The following is an 18548-nucleotide window of genomic DNA, read 5'->3' on the forward strand; positions in this document are numbered from 1 at the left end:
CAAATGAAGTTGCGGTCGCCTTTTGAGACGAGCTTTGGAACCACGGTGAACCGGCGCGTGCTGCTCGTGGAAGTGCGCTCGGAAGGCGCAACGGGGTGGGCCGAAATCACGACGCCCGAAGGGCCGTTTTACAACGCTGAAACCACTGACAGCGCTTGGCATGTATTTCAGGATTTCATTGTGCCAATGGTACTCGGCAAGAGCGTGGAGCGAGCCGCTGACGCCACGCTGCTAATGCAAGGCATTCGTGGAAATGAAATGGCTCGGGCCGGCTTCGAGAATGCGCTCTGGGTAATTGAGGCCATCGCAAAACAACAGCCGCTCAGCAAGCTGCTCGGCGGTCAGCGCGAGGAGATCGCGTCTGGCGTGTCGCTGGGAATCCAGGCAGACACATCGGTCCTTCTCGAGAAGATTCAGCAAGAGCTTGAGGCTGGATACCGCCGCATCAAGCTGAAGATCAAACCGGGCATGGATCTCCAAGTTGTGCGCCAGGTGCGCGAAAAGTATCCAACGATCCCACTCATGGTGGATGCAAATTCTGCGTATCGGCTGGAAGATGCGCCGCTCCTGAAGGAACTCGACGCGTTCGATCTCATGATGATCGAGCAGCCGTTGAACTGGGACGACATCTACCTTCACTCACTTTTGCAGAAGCAATTGAAAACTCCGATTTGTCTCGACGAATGTATCCACAACGCAGGCCATGCGCGGGCAGCGATTGAAATGCATGCCTGCGGGATCATCAACATCAAGCTGGGAAGAGTTGGCGGTCACAGCGAAGCACGGCACATTCACGACGTCTGCCTGCACCGCAACGTTCCCGTGTGGTGCGGCGGGATGCTGGAGTCCGGCGTAGGGCGCGCACACAACGTTGCAATGAGTGCCCTTCCTGGATTCGTGCTACCCGGCGATGTCTCCGCGAGCCGCCGTTACTGGGAAGAAGACATCATCGAACCGGAGATTGAGGTGCGCAGCAACGGCACCATTCCGGTGCCAAAAACGCCGGGGCTCGGATACGAAGTGAATGAAGATCGCGTAAAGCGACTGACCGTCCGGGAGCAGGAATGGCGGGCGACATCGGAGGTTCCTGTCGGTGCTCTTCCGAATAGCGTGTAGTAGTCAGTCTTTGGCTTGGCGTTTGGAGCGTGCGTTCCAGATGAAGTAAACCGGAGCGCCCGCGAGCACCAGACCCAAGCCGACAGCCGCACGCGCAGGTTGCGCGATGACGGTGTTGACCACGAGCGCAGTCGCTGCAAGCACGAAGAGGATGGGAGTAACGGGATATCCCGGAACGCGATAGGGCCGCTCGGCATCGGGCTCGCGCCGACGGTAGACGAACACGGCGAGTGCGCCGAATGCGTAAAAGATCCAACCCGTGAAGATGACATAGGTGAGCAATTGTTCGAACGTTCCGGAGACAGCCAACACGATCGACCAGGCGCAACCGGCGATGACTGCAAAGGCCGGCGTTTGGTAGCGAGGATGCACTTCGGCCAGTTTGCGGAAGAAGACGCCGTCCTGCGCCATGGCGTAATAGACGCGTGGACTGGTGAGGATCAAGCCGTTCGCCGCGCTGAACATGGAAACCAGGATCGCGAGCGAAATCAGTTTGGCGAAACCCGGTCCAAGCACAGCGCCAATCGCATCGGAAGCTACACGGTTCGAGGCAGCCGCCCCGCCTGCGCCCAGCGCCGCGAGATACCCAAGGTTAGCGAGAACATAGACACTCACCAACACAAGGCTTCCGACAAGCAGTGCGCGCGGGAACGTCTTTTGCGGATCCGCGATCTCTCCCGCACTGAAGGTGCAGTACTGCCAACCTTCATACGCCCAGAGCACGCTGATCATGGCGAGGCCGAAGCCGCTGTAGAGCGTCCCGGTTTGGGTGGTGGTGGCCGTCACGGTGGCGGAACTGTGACCTCCAAGCGCGAAGAGCACAACGGTCATTGCGAGAATGGCCGCAACTTTCAGCGCGGTTGCGACGTTCTGCACATTCGCACTCTTGCGCGTCCCGATCACATTAATTACGCCGACGACCACGATCATCGCGGAAGCGACGATTTTCGCTTCGATATCGTTCAGCGGCACGATCTGTCGCAGATATGTACTGAAGGCGACCGCCAGGGTCGCGACCGAACCACTGCTCATCATGAAGAACAACGCCCAGCCGTACAGAAATGCGAGCGGGCGGCCAAAGCAATCGCGAAGGTAAACGTAGAGTCCGCCGGCTTGGGGCTTCATCGCGCCGAGTTCGCCGTAGGTGAGCGCGCCCATCAGCGAGAGAAGTCCGCCGAGGAGCCAAACTGCGAGTGCGAGGTCCACGCGGTTGTGCACGTTGCGAAGCACCGGGCCGGGAACAAGAAAAATGCCGGAGCCAATCACGGTGCCAACGATGAGCAGTACGACGTCACGAAGAGTCAGGGTGCGCAGCAGCGGCAAGAAATTGTCCTTCGAATGACGAACGTTGTTTGCGAAGTGACGCACAGGGTAACAGAGGTTCGCTTTTCTAAGAAATTTGAATTGGGTTGAACATAACTCTTCGAGGTATTTCATGAAGCGTTTCAGGATATTGCTACCGGCCTTCTTCTTGGCGACCACGTGGGTCAGCGCGCAGGCTCCCTCCGATCTCGCACAGCGCGTTGAAGAGATCATGACGCGCCCGGAGTTTGCGCATGCCACATTTGGCATGCAGTTCTATTCACTGAAGAGCGGCAAAGTGGTTTATGAACTGAACGCTCAGAAGCTCATGGTGCCGGGCTCGACCACGAAGCTGTTTACCGAGGGCACAGCACTCGAGACGCTCGGTGCGGACTATCGCTTCCATACGCGGATTTACCACACCGGCACGCTCAAATCGAATGGCACGCTCGAGGGCGACATCGTGCTGGTCGCGAGTGGCGATCCCAACTTGTCTGGACGCATTCAACCAGATGGAACGCTCGGTTTCGAAAATGAAGACCACAGTTATGGCGGCGTCGATAGCCGTGGCGTCGGCTCGGATCCGCTGCTGGTGATCCGCGAATTTGCGCAGCAGATTGCGAGCAAAGGCGTGAAGCGCGTGAAGGGCCGGGTGCTGATTGACGCGCGGCTGTTTCCGCAGGGGACGCGCGAACTGGGCACCGGCGTTGTGATGTCTCCGATCGTTGTGAACGACAACCTGATTGATGTGATCGCCACTCCTGGAGCGACCGAAGGCGCACCCGCGCAACTGAAAATTGCGCCAGAAACTTCCTATGTGCGGTTCGTGAACAAGGTCACGACGGGCAAGACCGGTTCCAAACTCGAGTTCGATTACTCCGATCCGCAGCCTGGGCCGAATGGTTCGCAAGTCGTCACGGCAACGGGGAGCCTGCCATTGGGCAAACCGGTAGGGATGGTTTCGTATCCGGTGCCGGATCCCGCGCGTTACGCCCAAGTGGTTCTGAGCGAGGCACTCCGCTCGCAGAAGATCGAAGTAGAAATTCCTGCCAACAATGATGCCGATTTCAAAGCGCTCGAACCGTCTTACAAGCCAGAGAACCTACTTGCCGAACACGTGTCGCCTCCGCTGAGTGAAGAAGTGAAGATCACGCTGAAGGTCAGCCAGAATCTGCACGCGAGCATGACGCCGTATCTGCTTGGCGCACTCGCTGGTCACGCCACCAAGGACATCGATCAAGCTGGCTTTGATGTTGAGCACGATTTTCTGTCGAAGGTCGGGCTCGACCTTACCGCGGCCTCGCAGAGCGATGGCGCTGGCGGAAACGCATTTTTCACGCCTGACTTCGTCGTGAAGTATCTCGTCCATATGGCAAGCAGCAAAGATGCCGCGCTGTTCCGGCGCGGGTTGCCGATTCTTGGCCGCGACGGGACCCTCGCGAAGATTGAAACTGATTCTCCCGCAGCCGGACACGTTTTCGCGAAGACCGGCACGTACTTCGTATCGGATGCGCTGAACAAGAATCTTCTGGTCACTGGTAAAGGGCTCGCCGGCTACATGGAAACCAGTGGCGGCGATGAACTAGCGTTTGCGATTTACGCGAACAACGTTTCTGTGCCGATGGATTCCGAGCAGGCACAGAAGATCGTAGGTGGCGCGCTGGGCGAGATCGCATCCGCTGCATACGCCTCCGCTGGAAGCGGGGCGCAAGCTGCGTCCTCTGGTGCATCCGCTGAGTACGACGTTCTGATTCGTGGCGGGCATGTGATCGATGGCAGCGGCAACCCATGGATCGCTCAAGACGTGGCGATCAAAGGCGACCGCATCGTCGCTCTCGGGAAACTTGGAAACGCGACGGCAAAGCGCACGATCGATGCGACCGGCCTCGTCGTGGCACCGGGATTCATCGACATGCTGGGGCAGTCGGAGTTTCAACTCGTCATCGACAATCGCTCTTTCAGCAAACTCTCACAGGGCATCACGACTGAGATCACGGGCGAAGGACAATCCATCGCCCCGCAGAATGAACGTACGCTGGCGCCACTGAAACCGTTGGAAGATCAACTTCATTTCAAAATCGATTGGACCGACCTGGACGGGTACTTCGCTCACCTGGAGAAATCCGGCACGCCGATCAATATCGGCACATACGTTGGCGCGGCACAGGTGCGCGAGGCAGTGATTGGAGAAGATGACCGCGTTCCGACTGCGCAGGAATTGGAAGCAATGAAGCAGTTGGTAGCGACCGCAATGCAGCAAGGCGCATTCGGTATGTCGACGGCGCTGATTTACCCTCCCGGCCACTACGCCAAGACCGACGAACTGATCGAACTGTCGAAGGTGGTGTCGCAGTATGGCGGTATCTACGCATCGCACATGCGCAGTGAAGGCAGCTCCGAAATCAAAGCGATCGAGGAAGCTCTGCGCATCGGACGCGAAGCCAATGTGCCGGTCGAAATCTTCCATTTGAAAGTGGTCGGCGCACCGCGCTGGGGCACCATGCCAAAGATCGTGGACATGATCCAGACCGCACGCGACGCGGGTCAGGATGTGCGCGCGGATATGTATCCCTACGTCGCCGGAGGCACGGCACTCGCCTCAGCGCTGCCGCCTTGGGTTGCGGATGGAGGAATGCAAAAGCTGCTCGAGCGCCTGCATGACCCTGCGGTGCGTGCGCGCATCACTCGAGAGATTGAAGCCGGTGATCATCCCGATTGGGAGAATCTGTATTTCGACAGCGGCGGCGCCAAGGGCGTACTCGTCACGGGAATCACGAACAAAGACCTGAAAGACATCGACGGAAAAACGATCGCGCAGATCGCAGGGATCCAGAAGAAGAAACCACTCGATGCGCTGATGGATCTCGTGATCGCCGACAAGGCGCAAACGGGGGCACTCTACTTCATCGCCAACGAAAAAGATCTTCAATACGGACTCAAGCAGCCATGGACGAGCATTGGTCTGGATGCGGGCGAACTTTCACTCGACGGTCCCCTGTTTGATCCGCATCAGCATCCGCGCGCATTCGGTTCGATGCCGCGCTTCCTCGGTCATTACGTTCGCGACCTTCACCTTATGAGCATGGAGCAAGCGATTCGAAAGATTACCTCGATGCCGGCGCAGCGTGAAGGATTGCATTATCGCGGACTGATCAAAGAAGGCTTCTTCGCGGATGTCACGATCTTCGATCCAGCGACCATCCTCGACAAAGCTACCTATGAAGACTCAGTGAAACCGTCGGTGGGAGTGAAGTACGTTCTCGTCAACGGCCAACTCGAGTTCGCAGATGGAAAGGTGACCGGAGTGATTGCAGGCAAACCGCTTCGTGGCCCAGGTTGGAAGCCTGAACCAAACGCGAAGTAGAGACGTAAAAGGCGAACTCAGAAATCATCCGCGTCGACTTGTTCTGAGGCGCTCACCAGGTTGAGCGCCTGATTATCCTGCTCTTCACAGCGCGGGAGGACGATATGCACAACCGTCCCCCCGCCTTTGGCGGGCGAGATCGCCAACATGTGCGATCCTTTGTAGAGATGGTCGAGCCGCTCGCGAGTGTTTCGCAGGCCGGTGCCGCCGTTCTTGCCATTCGTTTTGGCCGGCAACCCTCTGCCGTTGTCCCTTACCCAAAGCTCCAGGTTCCCATCTCTGGCTAATGCATCGATTGCGACGACGAGTCCATTGGAAGTCTGTGACATGCCATGCTTGACCGAATTTTCTACGAGCGGCTGCAGCAGCATGGTCGGCACCATGCAGCAATAGAGCGAGTCTTGGACGTCGATGGTCAATTGCAAACGCGACGGAAACCGGAGCTGCTCGATCGAGAAGAATGTTTTCGTAAATTCAAGCTCTTCGGCGAGCGTGTGCGTATTGCTTCGCATTCCACCAATAATTTCGCGAAGGAGGTCCGCGATGCTAAACAGCATTCTCTCGGCCGCATCGGGATCGGCGTGAATCAACTCGGCGGCCGTATTCAAGCAGTTGAAGAGGAAATGCGGCTGCAGTTGCAACCGGAGCATCTCGATCCGGGCTTCCGCGGCCGCCCGACGCATTTGCTCTTCAGCAAGCGCTCTACGCTGGGCCTCGCTCTTGGACCACATGAGTTGCGCCAGGACGACCACCGAGAGATAGGCCGTAACGCCCTCACTGTGGAGGCTGTATAAGAACATTCGCCAGGCCAGATCCAAGCTCGCCGACGCAATTTCACCCGTGAACTGATTACGCACAGGATAGAGCGCCATGCGAAGCACGGTATGAGCGGCAGTGAATAGCACCATTCCAGCCGCGTGGATACCCACGAATCGAAGCCAATTGGATTTCTGCAGCACAATCCGGCTGGAGGCGACGAAAACGAATGGCGTAAGAAACGCGTCAATCCAGCAATTCAACAGATGAAGAAGTTCGATCTCCCGTAGCGAGGTCGGATGCCCGGCTGCGAAGTGCCAGGCATAGTTCGACCCGCCGTAGAGGAGAGAAAATGCTGTCCACGCCGTGAAGCTCACTGCCCACAGACGCCAATCCTTCAGGCGGACGGTTTGCAAGGGCTACACCCTGGTTCCCGAACGAGTCATGGAAAGCATGCGTTGCAACGCATCGCGGTAGGTCCTTGTGAGAGTGACTTTCGTGCCGAAAATCGTGGTGATCGAATACTCTCCATGGCACGTCGGTTCTAATTCCTGAACGAACGAGAGATTCACAATCTCAGACCGATTGACTCGAAAGAACCGACGCGGGTCAACGCGACATTGGATCCGCGTCATGGTTTCGCGAATGATGTAAGACTTCCCGGCGGCATACACGATGGCATAATTTCCGGCCGCAGAAATTCGTTCTACTTGCCCCGGATCCAGCATCACAAACTTTCCATCCGTCTTGATCAGGATCCGCTCGTAACGCGAAGCGTCCAGACCCGACCGGGCATTGGACGTGCCTACGGAATTGGCTGCGGTCTTGAGTTTCCCGACGGCCGCCGAAAAACGTTCCTGGCTGATCGGTTTCAGCAGGTAATCCACCGCGCTCGCCTCGAACGCGCGGACAGCGTACTCCTCGTACGCCGTCGTAAATACCACCCAGGGAAGCGTAGGACCCTGGAAGGCATCGAGCACTCCGAAGCCATCCACTTCGGGCATCTGCACATCGAGAAACACAACCTGCGGACGAAGCTCGCAAATACTCTCGATGGCGCTTGCGGCCGACGAACACTCAGCAACCAGCGACAAGGAGGGCTCCTCCCGCACCAGACGAGAAATCCGTTGCAGCGCGAAGGGTTCGTCGTCCACGGTGATCACCCGAATGGGCGCAGGGCTCACGATTTATCCCCCAAGGAACGGCACAGAGACTCGAATCTCGCCGCACTTGATGCGAACGATAGCAGGTTTCGGAAACCGTTTAAAAGAATCCGGGTTCCATTCCAACCATTCCGTGACGGAATGGCCTGTGAACGGGACAGAGCGGACTTTCCGAACGGAAGTGAGAATGAAGGGACTAAACCGGTGGCCTTTCCCCATCATGAACAGCAGACCTAATGGGCCTTCTTGCGGTAGATAAAGTCGTACTCAACCGACCAGCTTTTCCCGTCATCGGTTGATGACTGCGAGAATTGCCGCACGCTCCCGTCCGGAAACTTCGAAAAGGTCAGGTGTCTCATCAACTTTCCACCATCTTTGCGGGGTTTCACCAGTTCGTAGCGCATCTCGCCCTCACGGAGGGTGCCGATGAAGTAGTTGGTTGAGCCGTTATCTTCCACCCAGAACTGCTCCCACGCCTTCCTTGCCGGGTCGTATTTGTTAAAGCTCTTCCCTTGACCGCCGGTGGTGTCAGTCCAATTTTCGAGTACGACGCAATTCTTGAGAATCAACTCGATTTTGCTGTCTCCGACTTTCTGGCTTCCGCCAAACACTTCCCACTCACCAAGCCAGAAATCCAACTGACGGTACTCAGGATGTGCCGTCGCGTCCATGCACGGCTCGATAAGAGCCTGTTCACGTTGGGCTAACGCGTCGAAACGGCTGTCGCCAACGAGCTTGGCGAAATCGGGATCCCGTCCGATGGGTGCAGCCAGACCGGCCGCCACAATCGTTTGCAAAAGCTCTATGGCCTTGTCTTTTTCTCCCGCTCCGGCGTAGGCGACGGCGAGATTGTATTTCCCGAGGATCGCATCGTACCCGTGCTCGAGTGCATTGCTGTAGGCCGTGATCGCCTCGCGGTCCTTTCCGCCCTGGTGGTAGGAATTGCCAAGTTCCACCCACGCATTTGGGTCTGTGGGATTGTTCTTGACCTTCGCTTGTAGCGAATCGATGTCTGCGCCAACTGCTTGAGGCACTGCGAACAAACGCACACATAACACAACGATCACGGCAAGATACCGCAGACCCGGCCGCTCGCAATTCATAGGTGCCTCCCAATCAGGGAAGCATGGCACGAGAAAAACACTGTGGTTAGGCAGACGTGACGGACAGGAGCGGAAACGGGGCAGAAAAGAAAAGTGGGGAGGAGATAGGTCCTCCCCAGAAGCTTCTGAGCGATTACGACCGCTCAGAAGATGAACTTGAAGACCAACTGCAAAGCACGGGCGCCGCCGGTAAACTGCTTGGAATCCAGGAACTGGCTGCTCCCCGTTTGCACATAGCCAAGGTTGAACGCTTGGAGTCCAGTTGCGGTTCCGAACACCGTAACCGGACCGGCCACCGTAAAGTTGCGATGATTGAATACGTCGTAAACTTCTACGCGCGCCAGGAACGACTTCCCTTCCGTCACCCGGAAACTCTTCCCGAGCGACGCGTTCCATACTCCGAATCCCGGCGAGTACACCGTGTCACGGCCGAGATTCGAACGCGCACCAAGTTGACTGGCAACGAAAGCAGCGCCTGAATTCATGCTGACGTAGCCCACCACGTTCGAAGGCGAACACGGCGTTGCCGCGGCATCTTGCGGATTCACGATTCTGGTCGCGCCACCGCTTCCGTCGTTACAAACGAAGTTCACATCGGTAGAGAGGTTCTGGGAACCGTGGGGATTGAAGATCGCGCGCTCGCCAGCGGTGTCGCCGTTTGCATTCGCATCGTAAGGAGACAGAATCGTAACCGGCTGACCGGTCTGGGCGATGAAGTCGCCGTTGATTTCGTACCCGTTCGCCAGCGCTCTCAGCAAACGGCTACCGCTTGTCAGGTTCGGGGTGTGATAGGTCCAGGCTACGGCGAACTTATGCCGTACATCCAGCACTGAATTTCCCCGTTCCGCATCGAGGTCGTAGCTATCTTCAGCACGGCGCGGATTCACCGAGCTCGAGTTCAGTTCGTTCGTTGCGTTGTCGATGTTATGCGACCAGGTGTAATTCGCACGCATCGTCAAGCCGTGGCGCAGACTTTGTGTGAACGACACAGAAGCGCCGTGGTAGACGCTCGCACCAAACGGCCCGATCTCGGTCAGCACGTTGACGAATCCGTACTGTGAATACGGCGCGAACCCCTGGTTTGCAAGGAAGGTTTTGAAATCCGCTTGCGTGGATGCAGGGTTCGGAACGGCCGACGGGACTTCGGAGTTGCTGAAGTAGGTCGGCAACGCAGTCAGACCGGCATCGAAAGCACTAATGCTGTTCAGTCGGATCTGGGTCGGCAGATGGAAACTCCGCGAACCAACGTAGCGCACATCCAAAACGCCACCAGCGTAAACCTCGCGCTGAATGCCGAGGCTCCAGTTCACGATGCGAGCATCAATCGTGTCTGGCATGATGGAAGCCGTGAGTGCCCGCGGTATGTCGGGACCGGGCGCGAGCGTATAGGTTGACGGCAGTGCTCCCTGCGCAAAGAAGTGGTCTCCTGAAGCGCACCATGCAGGAGCAGTGGTCAGGCCGCCGAAGCACGCTGTTCCCAGGTTGAGGACCGTCTGTACCTGCGGCGGCTGGGCATTCTGGTTGAAGTTGTTAACCGGAGGCGAATATCCCAATCCGATTCCGCCACGAACCGAGGTCTTGCCGGTTCCGGTGGGGTCCCACGCAAATCCGATTCGCGGTTCGAAATCCAGCTTCGCGGTGTTCGGTGCGTGAAAGTCGATCACTCCGGGAACATTTGAAATTGCGTTCTTCGCCTGACGTTCTGCGCCAGAGGGATTGTTGGTGAACTCATATCGAAGACCGAGGTTCAGGGTCAGCCGATTGCTCACCTTGAAGTCATCCTGCAGGAATGCCCCGACGGCACTCTGCGTTTCCGGAAACACCGGGTCTCCGGCGCCGCGGAGCATTTGGATCTCCGGCACGCCGTCGTTGATAAACGTCTGTGTCGAAAGATAGAAGTAGTTCCCGTTGGATCTTTGCAGGAAAAATGCCGGCGCGATGTAATGACGATATTCACCGCCATACTTCAATGTGTGCCGGCCGAAAATCTTGGTTTGCGTATCGATGACCTGGTACACATCCTGCAAGATCCTCTGCGGATCATTGGCCCCGAAGGTGATGCCATTCATGTCGGCCAGGAAAATGAGTGGGTTGTTGCTGAAGGGCTCTGGAACCGCGAGGCTCTGCAGAGAATGGGAGTACGAGATCCGCAGGTCGTTGACCAGCGTGTTGGAGATCGACCAGGTGTCAATCAAGGCCGCTTTGTAATTTGTGAGGGTGGTAGGCAGATTGTATTCAGGCGTACTGATCGCACCGGCGGTTATGATGTCTTGCTTGTTGAACAGGAAGCGCGCGCTCAGTTCATGGCGACCTTCTTTTAGGTCGCTATTGATCTGAAAATCATGTTCTTTAAACGGATTGGGCGCCACCTGGGGAACCAAGCCGGTGGGAATGCTGACGCCGTTCACCAGAAGCGGCGCGGAGTTTGCGGTTTGCGCCGCAGGCAGCGTGCCAATCAGGTTCGCAATGTACGGAGTTGCCGCCAGCGACTGCAAAGTGCTGATGCCTGCTGCCGTAGGCGTTTCTATGTCGGCTCCGAGGCTGTCCGCGCGCTGGTCGAAGTATTCATAGGCGCCGAAGATGAACCAGCGGTTCTTGATGATCGGGCCACCTATCGTCCCACCTACTCGGCTGACGTCAAGCCTGGGAGTGTGGTCGATGGCGCCTTGCGCGATTGCATCTTTCGTCAAATTGTCGAGCGCATTCAGGAAGCGGTTCTGCAGGTAGTACTCCCCTGACCCGTGCCAACTGTTGGTGCCTGTCTTGGTGACGATGTTGAATTGCCCGCCGCCCGCGTGCCCGTACTCCGCGGAAAACGGATTCGTCACCAGGTTGAATTCGGCGACTGCATCCTGAATGACGTTCGAGATCTGGCCGGAAGTGCCCGCGTTGTTATCGTCCACGCCGTCAATGTTGAAGGAGTTGGACCGTGGACGTGTACCGGAAACGGATCCGCCAGTGCCGGTTACGCCGCCTTGTTGCGCCGTAGTGTTCGCCGAAAACAATGCCAATTGCAGCGGACTGTTGGATCCGCTGGGAATATCGAGAGTTTCTCGCGTATCAAACGTAGTGGCAACCGTCGACGAAGAGAGATCCACCGTCTCGGCAGCCGCGTTTACATCAATGGTGGTCGTCGACCCGCCGACTGCCAATGAGACGTTCCGGTCGTTGACCACATTGGTCGCGACCCGCACGTCGCGGACCGCGCTCGTGGCGAAGCCCTCCGATTGCACCGTCACGGTATACGGTCCCGGCAACAGTTCCGGAAATATGTAGGTGCCGGCCGAGTTGGTTGCCGTTTTCTCGGTGACCCCGCTGTCTTGGTTTGCGGCGGTGACCTTCGCACCAACCACCACGCTGCCGGCGGAATCGGTTACTTGACCGCGCAATGTGCCGGTGATCCTCTGTGCCATCGCTCCGACCGTCAGGCAGAGCATGATCAAGATCGTGCTCACACTCTTCCAAGGACTGCCTATGCGCGCCCTCGCTATCGCTTGCCTCATCTGCTTCATTTGTTTTCCCATCCGTTGATCGGCATGTAGCCGCATGAGGCATTGCACGAGAGGCTCCAGATCGGGCGTCCCGTGCGCTTTGTCACCGCGATTAGACGAAACGCTCTAACGCTGTGACTAAATGGCTACTCTCGGCGACGAACGGCTGAGCCCAGGCGAGCGCGATGTGTTTCAGCGACACTTTCGTCACGGGATCAACGCGTTTCGTTAGTTCGTACCGGGACAAAACAAGGGACGGCATTGTGTGCCGTCCCTTCAGACCTCGCATTGAATCCGAAATTTAGAACGTGAAGCGAACCGCAAACTGGATGATTCGCGGATCGTACGTACCGAGAATTTGGCCGAAGGATGGTGAGGTTATGTTCGTATCTGGGAGCCTGAACTCTGCATGGTTGAACACGTTGAACATTTCGGCGCGGAGTTGCATCCGTAGCGATTCCGTCAATTTCGTGGTCTTCGCGACTTCGAAGTCGAGGTTCGTTTCATGGGGACCGCGGAGGCTATTACGCGCGAAGTCGCCATATGGTGAACCGTAGTCATATTCGTTCGCGTTGCTGAACGAATTTGGATTGATCCAGTATGCTCCGGCACCAAGGCCGGAATAATACTTCCGCGGATCGAGAGTCCCCGTGGATCCGACAACGTTGGCATAAGCCAGTGCGGGATCGCCGGCGCCAGATGGCCCCGGGACGGTATAGTCGAAACTGTCGTCGAAGCGGGCAAAGACACTATATGGAAAGCCTGTTCTCCAGGTCATGATTGGAAACACGCTCCACCCTTGGGTGAGGCGCTTCCATCCGGAAGGCCACCATTGGTCAAGCGCAAAGTCCCAACCGCCACTGAACGTCAATCGGTGGTGAATGTCCTGGTCGGCGCTGGCACGGAACTGGTTTCCGTTGTAGTACGGCACTTGGGAGGTCACCTGCCGGAAACCGGAGGCGTTGTCGATGTTGTGCGCATACGTGTACGCCAGCGTGAAATAGGTCTGACCTAACTTCCAGGTCGGGGTCGGTTGTCGCGTCACGCTCGCTTCCAGTGCGTTGTACACGGCGTTCGATGCGTTCTTGAACTCCGGCATCGAAGCGAAACAGAAACCTCCGAAGGCGTCGTCGCAGGACTGGTTCGCCGGCAATTCGTTGAGTAGACGCACACCGGAGTGATTCGATAAATCGAATGGATTGATGTCGACCAGCGATGTCAGCTTATGGGAATCGCTTCCGACGTAGGACACATCCATGATGGTGTTCCTGGCAATTTCGCGCTCCAGACTCAAGTTGTACTGATAGGTATACGGCGTGCGCAAATGTGGATCGACGAAGAACGCCGAGCCCGCGTTGTTGAACGGCAAGAACCCTGCGGCGCCGAAATCGAGGTTGTGGTCAACGGGTTTCGAGGGGAACGGGTCCGTAACCCCGGCGCTTCCGTACGGATCGGCCAGAAAAGCGTAATTGGAGTTGGCCGTCGCGTCGGGGAACAGCAAACCCGCGGACGAAAAGAACGGAGGCTGACCGTTGAATTGAAGATTGTCTTCGCCCTTCAGGATGTCGTAAAACAGCCCGACGCCGCCACGTAAACTAGTTTTACCGTCTCCGAAAACGTCATAAGCGAAACCTAAGCGCGGCCCGAAATCGTTTTTGTCCGGGAAGTTGGCCCCTGTAGGCGTGCCCTTATCGCCGGGAAAAACGAGGCTATTCGGTGCATTCGGAAACACTGTCGACTGTTGTCCGGGAATAATTGAATAGCTTCTTCCCTCCGTGTCGATCTTCGGTGTGCTGTACTCATACCGCAGTCCCAGGTTGAGCACCAGCCTGCGCGACACATGCCACTCGTCCTGCGCATACAAGAATGTGTTCTTGCTGCGGATGTTCGACGGGGCCTGGGGATACTGGATGTAATACGTCGGAACTCCCAGCAAAAAGTCAGCCAATGAATTCCCGCTGCCCGTGCCGTTGAACTGGAAATACCCGTTTACATAAAAGTCGTACAGCGTGTTGTTCTGGTACGGAGTAAATCCCGCGCCGAACTTCCAGGAGTGCTTGCCTCGAACCCACGAGAAATTATCGGAATACGAGAAAGTGTTGCTCGCGAAATTAGTCGGTCCGAACAGGCTTGGCCCAATTGTCAAGCCGTTGTCGAACCCCAACACGGTCACGCCCGTGGGATCGTCAGAGTGAATCCCGACCCCAACATCGGCGGGCGTATGTTTCGCTCCCAGGGGCGCATCCTGCAGGTGGGTCGTACGTTGCGCGGTGAAACGGAACTCGTTCAGCATGCTATTTGAGAAGGTCCGAGTGTAGGCGAGTGTCAGGAAATTCTGGCTGTAGTGATTGGATACGGGAGATCCCGGGACGTTCGAGAATCGGAAGTCATCCGTCTCAGAATTGCGATTGCCACCAAACGTTGCGCCAATCTTGTCTTGTTCATCGAGCTGAAAATCGATCTTCGCACTCAGTTCGTTGCGATTGTCTGTCTGGTTGCCGATGGCGTTCAGTTCGCCAGTCGAAGTGCTTGGAATCAGGCCAAGTCCGATGTACTTCTGTGCTACGGGATCGAACTTTGCAGGATCGATGACAGCGTCCGCTGCGGTATGTCCTGGTGCGATAAAGTACGGGTGCGCGTTCAGGAAGTTTGCGACATTCGGGTCTCCGCCAAAATCGCCATTCTGCAGCTCGGGATTCGTAAATACCGTCGTCGTCGTCGAATTCCCGTACAAGGAAGGGTCTTCTGTCGCGGTGAGCCTTTGACCCTGGTACGACACGAAGAAGAACAACCGGTTCTTGATGATTGGACCGCCGATTGTGCCGCCGTACTGGTTCCGCTTCAGCACATTCCGCGGGAGGTCGTTCAGCTTGTTGAAGTAGGAGTTCGCATTGAACGCATCATTGCGCAGGAACTCAAAGCCGCTTCCGTGGAAGTTGTTGCCTCCTGACTTCGTGACTACGCTGATCACGCCGCCGCCATTACGCCCGTATTCCGCCGTGTAGTTGTTCTGGAGGATTCTGAACTCCGCGATTGCATCTGGGTTGGGGTTGAACACGACTTCGTTGCCCAACAAATCGTTGTTAATGCCTCCGTCGAGTAGAAACGTGACTGAATCACTTCGCCCTCCGCCGATGCTATAACTGCCGGCGCCAGTGTTACCCTCGTTGGTCTCCGTTACTCCTGGCTGCAGTAACGCCAACTGCAGAACGTCGCGACCATTCAGCGGAAGATCCACCAGGGGACGGCTCGTCACCGATTGACCGAGGGTTGAGTTTACGGTCTCGACACCGGCGGCCTCCCCGGTCACATCGACGACCGTTTTTTCGGTTCCGACCTGCAAGCGAATGTCGATCCGAAGGTTCTGATTGATCTGTAGCGGCTTCTCTTCGGAGTGCGTCACAGCAAAGCCCGGGCTTTCGGCGGTCACCGTGTATTTGCCCACAGGAAGGTCGAGTACTCGAAACGAACCGTCTTTGCCCGTGACTGTCTCTTTTGAAACCGCCGTGGCGCCATTCGTCACGCGAACACGCGCATCCGGAACGACCGAGCCCTGTAGATCAGTGATGGTTCCGAAGATGGTACCGGCCGCATCCTGCGCAACCAGGCGTGAGACGATCGAGAGACAACTTAGTAAAACAAGTATGCAGAGCGAACGGAGGGTACGATACACGGCGATCTCCTGAGTGGAATCGCGCGTATCTTGTCAGAATCTTCCGACGTCCCATTCTCGATTGTGACATCACGGCTGAATTGCAAGACAACTCACGCAGGAAAGGTTGTGAGTTGCGCTTGGTCACGCTTTTGTCCCGCTAAACCTCACCTGGGCATCCGACACAGTGGTGCTCCTTCACATGCGACTCGAATACCTCGACCGCGTTCCAGTAGGCCGTGCGCGCGCCATGTAAATGGGCCACTCGGTCCTGGGGAAGTTGTCCGCCGTTTGGGCCGGAGTCGCGGGAAATCTCCCAACGCAAACGAAACAGCGTCGCCGCTCGTAGTGTCATCCGCGCTCGAAGTTGCTCTCGCACCAGACAAACGGAGTTCCCTGCGTTGCCGCAATCACAAATCACGTGTCCCGATTGTCGCCGGAGTTGTTAGAAGGTCAACGTGGAAGGGATTAACCGGACGTTATCTGTGGCGCCAGCTCTCCGAGTTCCAACCTGCCGCTTCGGCGTTCGGCATCCACAAGGGTTCCGGGCTCTCGATTCGTCCGGTTCACCTCATCTTGAGCGGGGGCATGTCTATGCAGCGGATTCTTACGCGGAGCTCATCAACCGTTCCACGGAGCCAAGTCAACCAGCAGATCGAGCGCATTCGTTCGACCATGCAGACGTTCCACTCGCAGTCGATGCCATTTCCGAGGTAGCGACAGTCCGCCGAGTGCCGCGTGTAGAGGTAAAGCCCTTCGTCTTTCCCCTGCACCAGAGATGCTCCTAAACGAGCATTCTGCACGGCCAACTTTGTACACGGCGCGATGTCGTAACTTATTGATTATAAAGCATTTTATGATTGGTGGACCTGGTCGGGATCGAACCGACGACCTCTTCCATGCCATGGAAGCGCGCTCCCAGCTGCGCCACAGGCCCACTCTTAAAGGAAGGATCACGCTCTCGCGCGACTCTCTTATTGTCGCTCAGCCCCGCGTCCTCGTCAAACCTGCGACGCCAATCACGCACTTGTCGTTTGTTCGAGTGCCACTCGGACGCAGTTGCGTCCATCACGCTTCGCCGTGTACAGCGCACGATCCGCCGAGCGCACCAGTTCTGACGGCTCCGCCCCTATGTCCGGATGCGCATAGGCGATTCCCACGCTCACACTCACTTGCTTGTGTGGACTCCCTGCGTGCGGCAGCTCCAGGGCTGCCACTGCCTCCATCACATTGGCAGCTACGATTCCCGCCCCCGTTGCCGTCGTCTCCGGCAGAATTACCACGAACTCTTCGCCGCCGTAACGCGCCACGAAATCCGCCGATCGCTTCACCGAGGCCGCCATCACCGACCCGAGTTTGGCCAGGCATCGGTCTCCCGCCATGTGCCCATAAGCGTCGTTGTATTCTTTGAACTGGTCAACGTCGATCATCATCAGCGAGATTGGCATTCGCGACCGCATTGCGCGCCGCCACTCGCTGTTGAATCGCATGTCGAAGTGACGGCGGTTTGGCAAGTCAGTCAGCCAATCCACATATACCAATCCTGTTAGCCGCTCGTGTAACCGGTCTCGCTCTCCCAACACCGCCGCCAGCGGAAAGGATGTCGCCACCACGCATGCAAGATATGCCTGCAACAACAGTACCCGGTCCGTGAATGCATTCCCCGACCCGATCGTGATCGGCCCGAAGCCCTTCACCGCGCCGATGACTCCAATCGCCGCGATCGTCACTACGGCCAGGGCTGCGCCGGCAAACCCACGCTTGAACACGGCCAGCACCAGGACGGGAAAAACCAGGAACAGGAGGGGCAATCTCGACTGCGAAAACACCACTGCCAGGCTGAGTCCCAACAGCAACAGCATTAACGCGGTACCGCCGAGTTTCTCCCGGCCAAACAATTCAGTCAACACATGGTCTTTGAGAAAAACGAAGAGCACTGGCGCGATGACCGCCATCCCAAGCGCATCGGCTAGGAACCAAACCCGCAAAGTGGCCTGGAAGTCGCCGCCTCTCGACGCCACCACCACGGTAGTGCCGAGCAGTGAACAGATGAGTGGCGCGACGATCGCGCCCCACAGAACGAAGCGGCCCAATCCACTCGGGTCTCGCAGGTCTACTTCGCGTCCACGCCGCGTCAACAACGCATAGGCAATCACTACCTCGAGCGCGTTGATGGCGGCAAGCGACGATGCCTGCAACCACTGGTCCCCTGCCACCCGGTTCGCCAGCAGATTGGCGAGAAAACCAATCATTACCAGGGGCAGCGTCGGCGTCTTGCCTTTGCTGAGCAACAGCACCACCAGCACGCCATTCGACAGCCAAATCGCCGCAACTCTGTCTTCTCCCCGGGTCAGCGTGAGTCCTACCCATACGCTCGCGAACACGAAAATCGCGACCGCCGCACTGTACAGAATTTGACGTGCGCGCTCTGAAGCCATGAACCGGCCTTTGAATAAATTGAGGGAGGATCGGAGGGATTCTACTGCAAGGAAAGCTCCGGATAATAGCCAATTCCGGCTACTCAGGCTAACTACTATCCTGATTCGATACTTCCGCTGCCGCGGGCCCCATGGGCGGACGGGACCCGCGCCTGCGGTTCTG

The 18548-nt window shown here is 57.2% G+C and carries 9 protein-coding genes and 1 tRNA gene; 2 read left to right on the top strand and 8 right to left on the bottom strand.

The annotated features are described in order from the left end of the window. The first annotated feature begins 3 nt into the window (after nt 1-3). Nucleotides 4-1116: an o-succinylbenzoate synthase gene (menC, locus tag ACID345_RS19855; protein ID WP_011524633.1), complete on the top strand. Its 1113-nt coding sequence runs from the start codon at nt 4-6 to the stop codon at nt 1114-1116. A gap of 3 nt (nt 1117-1119) precedes the next feature. Here the strand turns inward: menC and ACID345_RS19860 are convergent, their stop codons facing one another. After that, the gene (locus ACID345_RS19860; RefSeq protein ID WP_011524634.1) at nt 1120-2439 is read right to left on the bottom strand and encodes an APC family permease; all 1320 of its coding nucleotides are present in this window, start codon (nt 2437-2439) and stop codon (nt 1120-1122) included. Between the two features lie 112 nt (nt 2440-2551). Here ACID345_RS19860 and dacB point away from each other — a divergent pair, with 112 nt between their 5' ends. Next, nucleotides 2552-5782 (top strand): D-alanyl-D-alanine carboxypeptidase/D-alanyl-D-alanine endopeptidase, encoded by a 3231-nt coding sequence (gene dacB / locus ACID345_RS25865; RefSeq protein ID WP_011524635.1) that lies wholly within the window; start codon nt 2552-2554, stop codon nt 5780-5782. 17 nt (nt 5783-5799) lie between these two features. On the opposite strand, the gene ACID345_RS25870 is transcribed toward dacB, so the two are convergent. The 7 genes from ACID345_RS25870 to ACID345_RS25880 all read right to left on the bottom strand — a co-directional run bounded on the left by ACID345_RS25870 (nt 5800) and on the right by ACID345_RS25880 (nt 18385). After that, nucleotides 5800-6654, bottom strand: a complete 855-nt coding sequence (locus tag ACID345_RS25870; protein ID WP_187148872.1) for a sensor histidine kinase — start codon at nt 6652-6654, stop codon at nt 5800-5802. Nucleotides 6655-6957: 303 nt separating this feature from the next. After that, on the bottom strand, nt 6958-7722 hold the full coding sequence (locus ACID345_RS19875; protein ID WP_011524637.1) for a LytR/AlgR family response regulator transcription factor: 765 nt from the start codon (nt 7720-7722) through the stop codon (nt 6958-6960). Nucleotides 7723-7934: 212 nt separating this feature from the next. Next, complete coding sequence (locus tag ACID345_RS25875; protein WP_011524638.1) at nt 7935-8804, bottom strand: tetratricopeptide repeat protein; 870 nt, start codon at nt 8802-8804, stop codon at nt 7935-7937. Between the two features lie 143 nt (nt 8805-8947). Then, a complete protein-coding gene (locus tag ACID345_RS19885) occupies nt 8948-12259 on the bottom strand; it encodes a TonB-dependent receptor (RefSeq protein WP_041855916.1) in 3312 nt (1103 codons plus the stop codon). A gap of 337 nt (nt 12260-12596) precedes the next feature. After that, a complete protein-coding gene (locus ACID345_RS19890) occupies nt 12597-15968 on the bottom strand; it encodes a TonB-dependent receptor (RefSeq protein WP_011524640.1) in 3372 nt (1123 codons plus the stop codon). 840 nt (nt 15969-16808) lie between these two features. Continuing rightward, nucleotides 16809-16884 (bottom strand) — tRNA-Ala (locus ACID345_RS19900). A gap of 82 nt (nt 16885-16966) precedes the next feature. After that, the gene (locus tag ACID345_RS25880; protein WP_011524642.1) at nt 16967-18385 is read right to left on the bottom strand and encodes a sensor domain-containing diguanylate cyclase; all 1419 of its coding nucleotides are present in this window, start codon (nt 18383-18385) and stop codon (nt 16967-16969) included. Nucleotides 18386-18548: the final 163 nt, after the last annotated feature.

Source organism: Candidatus Koribacter versatilis Ellin345, from assembly GCF_000014005.1.
GTDB classification, from domain to species: domain Bacteria; phylum Acidobacteriota; class Terriglobia; order Terriglobales; family Acidobacteriaceae; genus Korobacter; species Korobacter versatilis_A.

Excerpts from the sequence above, each read along its gene's own strand:
- ACID345_RS25875 (WP_011524638.1), bottom strand. The coding sequence starts at position 8,804 with ATGAATTGCGAGCGGCCGGGTCTGCGGTATCTTGCCGTGATCGTTGTG.
- menC (WP_011524633.1), top strand. The coding sequence starts at position 4 with ATGAAGTTGCGGTCGCCTTTTGAGACGAGCTTTGGAACCACGGTGAAC.
- ACID345_RS25880 (WP_011524642.1), bottom strand. The coding sequence starts at position 18,385 with ATGGCTTCAGAGCGCGCACGTCAAATTCTGTACAGTGCGGCGGTCGCG.
- dacB (WP_011524635.1), top strand. The coding sequence starts at position 2,552 with ATGAAGCGTTTCAGGATATTGCTACCGGCCTTCTTCTTGGCGACCACG.
- ACID345_RS25870 (WP_187148872.1), bottom strand. The coding sequence starts at position 6,654 with ATGGCGCTCTATCCTGTGCGTAATCAGTTCACGGGTGAAATTGCGTCG.